This is a genomic window from Bacillus sp. BB081 (genome assembly GCF_008368895.1).
In the GTDB taxonomy this organism is placed as follows: Bacteria; Bacillota; Bacilli; order Bacillales; family Bacillaceae_G; genus Bacillus_A; species Bacillus_A wiedmannii.
In genome coordinates, this window is record NZ_QOZX01000030.1 from 25,193 (window position 1) to 33,409 (window position 8,217).

Genomic DNA, 8,217 nt, shown 5'->3' on the forward strand with positions numbered 1-8,217 from the left:
AGGAGCCAGACAGGTGAAACGAGTATACAGCATATGTCTTTCAACTATGGTCTCGTTTATTCTATTATTTCCTAACATGAGTTTTGCAAAGACAACGGTAGAAACAAAAGTGCCTTCATCTGTTTTAAATATTTCTAAAGACAATACGTTTCCAAATGATGCGCAAGATTTGCCGCGCTTACAACCGAGTAAGTTTGCTCAAGAACTATTGAAAACAGCAAATATTAAAATTGAAAATCCGGACTTAATTCGAATGTTTAATGAAACGACAATTTCGAATGCGCCGCTTGCGGTAGGGTACCGAGCGAAGATTTATTTAGGTCAATGGGCTTTAAATTATGAATCGGTTGATACATCGATTAATTGGGAATATAAACAAGTAAATCGCAATGTGTACGATAATCGCGGAGGAGATCGCTTATATCCGCTACGCTATAAGCAAGAAACGCAAAAGACGGTTGAAGGTGATTTAACAGCAGATATGAAAAATACTGCGGATGTGAAAAAAATGATGCTTCTCAAAGCACTTGAAAAAGTACAATTGCCGCTTTCATTTAAAACGACCATTGGTTATGGTACTGGACATGAGCGTGTGTATAATATTAGTCCGAGTCAACTTGGATATTTATACGCTTATACACCAGCAGTAAATGAAAAAGGAAAAGTAACATTTGGAGAAGTGTACCTTGTGTTAAAAGGAAATCAAAAGAGGCTTGTAGTAAAAAATATTACCTCACAAGGAATCGGAGCTGCTATTCCAATTCACGATCATTTGTATTTTAAATTCATTTCTTCTTCTCACTCGCAATAATATGAAAAAACGTCAGCTTATAAGCTGACGTTTTTATTTATCCCGCTATTTGTGGGCAATTGGTTCAACTAATAATCAGTGGGGAATGAACAAAACCCCCACTGATTAAAGTTGAACTTTAAAATGTTATGTTTGCTGTTTTTGATAAGAAATCTTCTGTCGGATAGTAACTATTTTTTACAAGAACATTTGGTCCAAGGCATTTTACTGCAGGACAGTGACAGCTTAATGATTGTGCTGTTTTTGAAGCACTCCATTTGTCATACGCTTCTTGTAGTGTGTTTGTTTGTACGTTACCTAGAAGGGGAACGTCACCGAAATCAGTTACAATAATATTTCCATCGAAAATGTTGACGTTTAAACGAGAACGACCATCTGGATCGTTACGAACTGTTACATTTTTGCTTTCTTGTAATTTCTTAAATGTGGCAATGTCTCGCTCGTCATCGCTACAAGCGTAGAAAGGTAAAGTTCCAAATAACATCCATACATTTTCATCGCGAATTTCTAGTAAATGCTCAATTGCATCACGAATTTCAGCTTTTGTTAAAATTTCTAGATTGCTCGCAAAGTCACTCGGATACATCGGGTGAACTTCATGACGTTTACAGCCCATCTCTTCGACAATTTGACGATGAATATGTTCAATATGTGGTAGAGTCCTTTTGTTTAACATCGTTTCAGCTGATACGAGTACACCTGCATCTGATAGAGCTTTACTATTTGTAATCATTCGTTCAAATAATTTTGCACGTTGTTCATAAGTAGGCTTACGTTCCATCATTGCAAATCCACCTTCAACGAAGTCATCAATTGTTCCCCAGTTATGAGATATATGCAATACGTCTAAATAAGGAATAATCTGTTCGTAACGTGCTAAATCTATAGTTAAGTTTGAGTTGATTTGAGTGCGAACGCCTCGTTCATGGGCGTATTTTAAGAGTGGTGTTACATAGTTGTCGACGGATTTCTTTGAAAGCATTGGTTCTCCGCCAGTAATACTTAAAGAACGTAAATGAGGAATCTCATCTAATCGTTTTAATAAAAGCTCCATCGGAAGCGGATTTGGATCTTTCGGCTGTAATGTGTAACCAACAGCACAATGCTCGCAACGCATATTGCATAACGTTGTCGTTGTAAACTCAACGTTTGTTAATAGTAGTTTGCCGTACTCTTCAAGGTCCATATACGCTTCCCATGGATCGTAAGAAGGAGTAATCGGCTTCATTTTTTGTGATATCGTCATATGAAATACTCCTTTGACTATTGAAATAACAATTTGTCCATTCTCTATAATAGAAGAATATGTACTTTTTATAAAGTGAAACTTTTTTGTGAAAAAAGAGAGAGGGCTTACATTTGAATGAATGACTGTGACAAAATTGATGAAATTTCATGCCCATAGCAATCATTTTTGCGGTATAATAAAAGCAACTCGAATTAAAAGGAGAGTGCCTTCATGGGAAAAGCAATTGAGGATAAAGATTCACAACTAGTATATTTAAAAGAACGTTTAAATATGTTCATTGAAGTAATTGATACAATTGAACCTGAAGAAGTAGAGTTAGAAGATGTGGATCGTCTTCTTGCGATGTTAGATGAATTAGAATTAAAATGTGAGCAATTTAAAAAAGACGAATAATATATTAAAAAGGCTGCCAATGCAAAATTGGCAGCCTTTTTCTGTATGGATAATAGAAGGACGGTAGAAAAAAAGGTATAATCAAGTTGTGAAAAATTTCATTTATGCTTTAATAGCGTGAAACAAATAAAAAGCTGAAGAGCATAACGATGGAATTTTCAGCTCATAACGTTTTGGTAGCGTTCACAATTGAGGGGGAAGTAACAATGGAAAAGCTTCAAGAAAGCATGTATCAACTAATTGTTGAAACGTCAACGAACTTACCGAAAGATGTTCGTCGTGCGATTCAACAAGCGAAAGAACGAGAAAATGCAGGGACTCGTTCTGCGATGGCACTTGGCACAATTACGAATAATATTAAAATGGCTGATGATAACATCTCGCCAATTTGCCAAGATACAGGGATGCCAACGTTTAAAATTTATACACCAGTTGGTGTGAATCAATTAAAGTTGAAGGAAGCTATCTATAATGCGCTTGAGCGGGCGACAAAAGATGGTAAACTTCGTCCCAATTCTGTTGATTCTCTTTTTGGAGACAATAGTGGAAATAATTTAGGACCAGGTACACCGGTTATTAAGTTTGAACAATGGGAAAAAGATTATATTGATGCACGCTTAATTCTAAAGGGTGGTGGCTGTGAGAATAAAAATATTCAGTATAGCTTACCGTGTGAATTAGAAGGACTTGGACGCGCTGGCCGTGATTTAGAAGGAATTCGTAAATGTCTTCTTCACGCTGTATATCAAGCGCAAGGTCAAGGCTGTAGTGCAGGTGTAATTGGTGTTGGTATCGGGGGAGACCGCACATCAGGTTACGAATTAGCAAAAAATCAATTATTCCGTACATTAGATGATGTCAATCCAGTACCAGAGTTACAAAAACTTGAAGAGTACGTATTAGAAAATGCGAATAAGCTGGGCATTGGTACGATGGGATTTGGCGGAGAAACAACTTTACTTGGTTGTAAAATTGGCGTGTATAATCGTCTGCCAGCTAGTTTCTACGTATCTGTTGCGTATAATTGCTGGGCATATCGCCGCCTTGGCGTAACAATCCATCCTGAAACAGGTGAAATTATGGATTGGCTATATCAAGAAGGTGAGGATACACTTCAGCAAGAAGCGCAAGAAAAAACAGAGCAACGTGAGATTGTATTACAAGCACCAATTACAGAAGAGCAAATTCGTGAACTTCGCGTTGGTGATGTTGTAACAATTAATGGCATGATGTATACAGGTCGTGACGCAATCCATAAGCATTTAATGGATAACGATTGTCCAGTAGATTTAAAAGGACAAGTTATTTATCACTGTGGTCCAGTTGTCGTGAAAGATGAAAATGAAAACTGGCAAATTAAAGCGGCAGGTCCAACGACAAGTATTCGTGAAGAACCGTACCAAGGCGATATTATGAAGAAATTCGGTATTCGCGCTGTCATTGGAAAAGGTGGTATGGGTGCGAAAACATTAGCGGCTTTAGAAGAGCACGGTGGTGTATATTTAAATGCAATTGGCGGTGCAGCGCAATATTATGCTGAATGTATTAAAGAAGTAAAAGATGTTGATTTCTTACAATTTGGTATTCCAGAGGCAATGTGGCATTTACGTATCGAAGGATTTAAAGCAGTTGTAACGATGGATTCTCATGGTAATAGCTTACATGCAGATGTTGATAAAACATCACTTGAAAAATTAGCTAGCTTTAAAGAGCCAGTATTTAAGTAAACAAAAATGCATCTCGAATGATTCGAGATGCATTTTTTTGGTATATATAGAAAAACATGTTCAGCATGAAAGAATGCACGGCAACAGAAACTACAAGTACGATTATATATGGAAAGGAGACTATTTATGAAATATAAATGGTTATATATCGGTCTCATTTTCTCAATTATGATGGCACTTGTTCCAGTTTCAGCATTAGCTTATACAAATACTCCACATAACTGGGGAATCCCGCGTCCTAAAAATGAAACAGTACCAGATGCAGGAAAGTTATACACAGATTTACTACAAAAAAATGGTGGGTTTTATTTAGGGGATACAAAGAAAAAAGATATTTATTTAACATTCGATAATGGTTACGAGAATGGATACACAGGGAAAATCTTAGATGTATTAAAAGAGAAAAAAGTACCGGCAACTTTCTTTGTAACTGGGCATTATATTAAAACACAAAAAGATTTATTGTTAAGAATGAAGGATGAAGGACATATTATTGGAAACCATTCGTGGAGTCATCCTGATTTCACAGCAGTAAATGATGAGAAACTTCGTGAAGAATTAACGAGTGTAACGGAAGAAATAAAAAAAGTAACTGGGCAAAAAGAAGTAAAATATGTACGTCCTCCGCGCGGCGTATTCAGTGAAAGAACGTTAGCTCTTACGAAAGAAATGGGCTATTATAATGTATTTTGGTCACTTGCATTTTTGGATTGGAAAGTGGACGAGCAAAGAGGATGGCAATATGCACATAATAATGTAATGACGATGATTCATCCAGGATCTGTTTTATTACTTCATGCAATATCAAAAGATAATGCAGAAGCACTTGCGAAAATCATTGATGATTTGCGCGAGAAAGGGTATCATTTTAAAAGTCTAGATGACTTAGTAAAAAGCAATCAACCGTAAGCATGTATGCTTGCGGTTTTCTCATGCTATAATGATGTGTAAAAAGGATGGGGAAACGTATGTGGAGCGAACATGTTACGTTAGAGTATCCGTATCATTTTGAAGAGGTATTAAAACGTTTATCTTTTGATCCTCTTAACGTCATTCAATTAGATGAGAAAGTCATTTATGTCCCGCTTTGTATAGACGAGGAACAGATTGTTGTTCGCTTGCAAGGGATTGGTACTGTTCAAAATCCACAGTTTTGGATCTCTAGTCAGGCAGGAGATCAAGAGAAAGTCATGAAACGAATGAGGGCCATTTTTCATTGGAATGAACCGTTTCAAGATATACAAAATCATTTTTTAAACACATCATTACGTCCACTATTTGAAACATATGCTTATACTCCAATTATTTTAGAGTTTGATTATTTTGCTTGTCTTCTTCGCTGTATCATCCATCAACAAATAAATTTGAAATTTGCTACTGTGTTAACAGAACAGTTTGTGAAACGATATGGAACAGAGAAGAACGGTGTATTCTTTTTCCCCACTCCAGAAATAGTAGCAAATATTTCAATAGAAGAATTGAGAGAGCAGAAGTTTAGTCAGCGAAAGGCTGAATATATAGTAGGGTTAGGTCGAAGTATTGTCAGCGGTACATTAAATTTAGCGAGTATAGAAACTAGGACGGATGAAGAGGTTTCCGCACAATTGTTACCAATTAGGGGGATTGGTACATGGACAGTGCAAAATTTTTTAATGTTTGGGCTTGGACGGAAGAATATGTTTCCAAAAGCGGACATTGGGATTCAGCGTGCAGTGCAAGGTGTATTTCAATTAGATGATAAACCGGATGATGTATTTTTAGAAAAAGTGAAACAAGAGTGTGAACCATACTGCAGTTATGCAGCGTTATATTTATGGAAAAGTATAGAGTAGAGGTGTAATAATGATACAAAAGCAACATGAGAGTAAGTTGGAAGTTGGTCAAACGTTTCCTGTGACAATTAAACGTCTTGGGATTAACGGAGAAGGCGTTGGTTATTTTAAGAGACAAGTTGTTTTCATTCCAGGGGCATTACCAGGAGAAGAAGTTGTTGCTGAAACAACGAAAATTCAGCGTGGCTTCGCTGAAGCGAAAGTGAAAAAAGTTCGTAAAGCTTCACCACATCGTGTGAAAGCACCATGTCCGGTATATGAAGAGTGTGGCGGTTGTCAGCTGCAACATTTAGATTATAAAGAACAATTAAATCAAAAGCGTGATATCGTCGTACAAGCATTCGAGAAGTATATGAACAACAGTTTGGAAGAAAAAATTCGTCCAACGCTTGGTATGGAAAACCCATGGCATTATCGTAATAAGAGTCAATTACAAGTGGGACGTAAAGACGAAAAGGTTATTACAGGGCTGTATAAGCAAAACTCACATCAGTTAATTGATATTGCTCACTGTATGATTCAACATAAAGCAACGAATGAAGCGACAAAAGTTGTAAGACGTATATTAGAAAAATTAAATGTTTCTATTTACAATGAGAAAAAACAAAAAGGTTTAGTACGCACAATTGTGACACGTACTGCAGTTCAAACAGGGGAAGTACAAGTTACACTTATTACAACAAAAGAAGAATTACCAAATAAAGATCAATTTATCGCAGAAGTACAAAAACAGATGCCAGCTGTTAAATCAATTATGCAAAACGTAAACTGGCGTAAAACATCTGTTATTTTCGGTGATAAAACATTTAAATTAGCTGGAAAAGAGGTAATTCAAGAAACACTAGGTGATTTATCATTTGAATTATCAGCACGTGCATTCTTCCAGTTAAATCCAGAACAAACAGTTGTTTTATACGATGAAGCGAAAAAAGCAGCTGCTTTAACAGGCGATGAGAAAATTGTAGATGCGTATTGTGGTGTTGGTACAATCGGTCTTTGGCTTGCAAATGATGCAGCGGAAGTACGTGGTATGGATGTAATTCCAGAAGCGATTGAAGATGCAAGAAAAAATGCGAAGCGTCACGGATTTACAAATACGAAATATGAAGCAGGTAAAGCTGAACAATGGTTACCGAAATGGGTAAAAGAAGGATGGCGTCCAGAGGTAATTGTTGTCGATCCACCTCGTACAGGTTGCGATGATAAATTACTGGAAACAATTTTAAAAGTGAAACCAAAACAAGTTGTTTACGTATCTTGTAATCCTTCTTCATTAGCACGTGATGTACAAGCATTAATGAAGAGTTATGAAGTGGAATATGTACAACCAGTTGATATGTTCCCACATACAGCCCATGTAGAAAATGTAGTGAAGCTTGTTAGAAAGTAAAGTTTATTCATATTCCCTCACGATATGAGGGAATATTTTCTATGAAGGAGAGTAAAATGAATAATTATAAATTAACGATTCAGTACGATGGTGCACGTTTTAAAGGATGGCAACGTCTCGGTAATAACGATAATACAATTCAAGGAAAAATCGAGAGTGTCATATCTGAAATGATCGGAAAAGAAATTGAAATTATCGGTTGTAGTAGAACAGATGCGGGTGTACATGCTTTGAATCAAGTTGCTAATTTTCAAAGTGATGAGAAGTTAGTGGAACAGAAAGTGAAAAAATATTTAAATCAACATTTACCCAACGATATTAGCATTACGAATGTAGAAGAAGTACAAGATCGCTTCCATGCTCGTTACAATTCTAAAGCAAAAACATATCTTTATAAAATTTGGAATGAAGAGCATACAAATCCATTTATGCGTAAATACAGCATGCATGTGAATAAAAAATTAAATGTGAAAAGCATGAAAGAAGCTGCGAAACATTTAGTTGGTTCACATGATTTTACTGCTTTTTCAAATGCGAAATCAAAGAAAAAGTCTATGGTTCGAGAAGTATATACACTTGAAGTGATGGAAGAAGCAGGATTTGTACAAATTAGAGTAAGTGGTAACGGATTCCTTCATAACATGGTACGAAAAATTGTTGGAGCATTAATTGAAGTTGGATTAGGACAATTAGATGCGGAAGCAATTCCAAATATTTTAGAGGAAAAACAACGTAATCAAATTAATTGTCTTGCTGAGGCGAGTGGTTTGTATTTGGAGAATGTTGAATTTTAATAAACAATAAAAAAATCGAGC

The 8,217-nt window shown here is 36.2% G+C and carries 8 protein-coding genes; 7 read left to right on the forward strand and 1 reads right to left on the reverse strand.

From position 1 onward, the window contains the following. Window positions 1-13 precede the first annotated feature (13 nt). Window positions 14-811 (forward strand): YfkD famly protein, encoded by a 798-nt coding sequence (locus tag DN394_RS15385; protein ID WP_097914638.1) that lies wholly within the window; start codon window positions 14-16, stop codon window positions 809-811. A gap of 118 nt (window positions 812-929) precedes the next feature. Here the strand turns inward: DN394_RS15385 and yfkAB are convergent, their stop codons facing one another. After that, window positions 930-2,057, reverse strand: coding sequence for a radical SAM/CxCxxxxC motif protein YfkAB (gene yfkAB / locus DN394_RS15390; protein ID WP_000156029.1), 1,128 nt, complete (start codon window positions 2,055-2,057; stop codon window positions 930-932). A gap of 213 nt (window positions 2,058-2,270) precedes the next feature. Here yfkAB and DN394_RS15395 point away from each other — a divergent pair, with 213 nt between their 5' ends. From DN394_RS15395 to truA, 6 genes are all read left to right on the forward strand, one after another. After that, a complete protein-coding gene (locus DN394_RS15395) occupies window positions 2,271-2,453 on the forward strand; it encodes an SE1561 family protein (RefSeq protein ID WP_000513547.1) in 183 nt (60 codons plus the stop codon). Window positions 2,454-2,659: 206 nt separating this feature from the next. Beyond that, window positions 2,660-4,180, forward strand: coding sequence for a class I fumarate hydratase (gene fumA, locus DN394_RS15400; protein WP_088110128.1), 1,521 nt, complete (start codon window positions 2,660-2,662; stop codon window positions 4,178-4,180). Window positions 4,181-4,306: 126 nt separating this feature from the next. After that, window positions 4,307-5,089, forward strand: coding sequence for a delta-lactam-biosynthetic de-N-acetylase (gene pdaA, locus DN394_RS15405; RefSeq protein WP_000875955.1), 783 nt, complete (start codon window positions 4,307-4,309; stop codon window positions 5,087-5,089). A gap of 59 nt (window positions 5,090-5,148) precedes the next feature. Further along, on the forward strand, window positions 5,149-6,012 hold the full coding sequence (locus DN394_RS15410; RefSeq protein ID WP_097914632.1) for a DNA-3-methyladenine glycosylase family protein: 864 nt from the start codon (window positions 5,149-5,151) through the stop codon (window positions 6,010-6,012). Between the two features lie 10 nt (window positions 6,013-6,022). Beyond that, window positions 6,023-7,402 (forward strand): 23S rRNA (uracil(1939)-C(5))-methyltransferase RlmD, encoded by a 1,380-nt coding sequence (gene rlmD, locus DN394_RS15415; RefSeq protein ID WP_149293947.1) that lies wholly within the window; start codon window positions 6,023-6,025, stop codon window positions 7,400-7,402. 56 nt (window positions 7,403-7,458) lie between these two features. Next, entirely contained in the window at window positions 7,459-8,196 is a 738-nt protein-coding gene (gene truA, locus DN394_RS15420; protein ID WP_097914629.1) for a tRNA pseudouridine(38-40) synthase TruA, read from the forward strand. The last annotated feature ends 21 nt before the right edge of the window (window positions 8,197-8,217 follow it).

Coding starts and splice junctions, on each gene's coding strand:
- yfkAB (WP_000156029.1), bottom strand. CDS start 2,057: ATGACGATATCACAAAAAATGAAGCCGATTACTCCTTCTTACGATCCA.
- DN394_RS15395 (WP_000513547.1), top strand. CDS start 2,271: ATGGGAAAAGCAATTGAGGATAAAGATTCACAACTAGTATATTTAAAA.
- fumA (WP_088110128.1), top strand. CDS start 2,660: ATGGAAAAGCTTCAAGAAAGCATGTATCAACTAATTGTTGAAACGTCA.
- pdaA (WP_000875955.1), top strand. CDS start 4,307: ATGAAATATAAATGGTTATATATCGGTCTCATTTTCTCAATTATGATG.
- DN394_RS15410 (WP_097914632.1), top strand. CDS start 5,149: ATGTGGAGCGAACATGTTACGTTAGAGTATCCGTATCATTTTGAAGAG.
- rlmD (WP_149293947.1), top strand. CDS start 6,023: ATGATACAAAAGCAACATGAGAGTAAGTTGGAAGTTGGTCAAACGTTT.
- truA (WP_097914629.1), top strand. CDS start 7,459: ATGAATAATTATAAATTAACGATTCAGTACGATGGTGCACGTTTTAAA.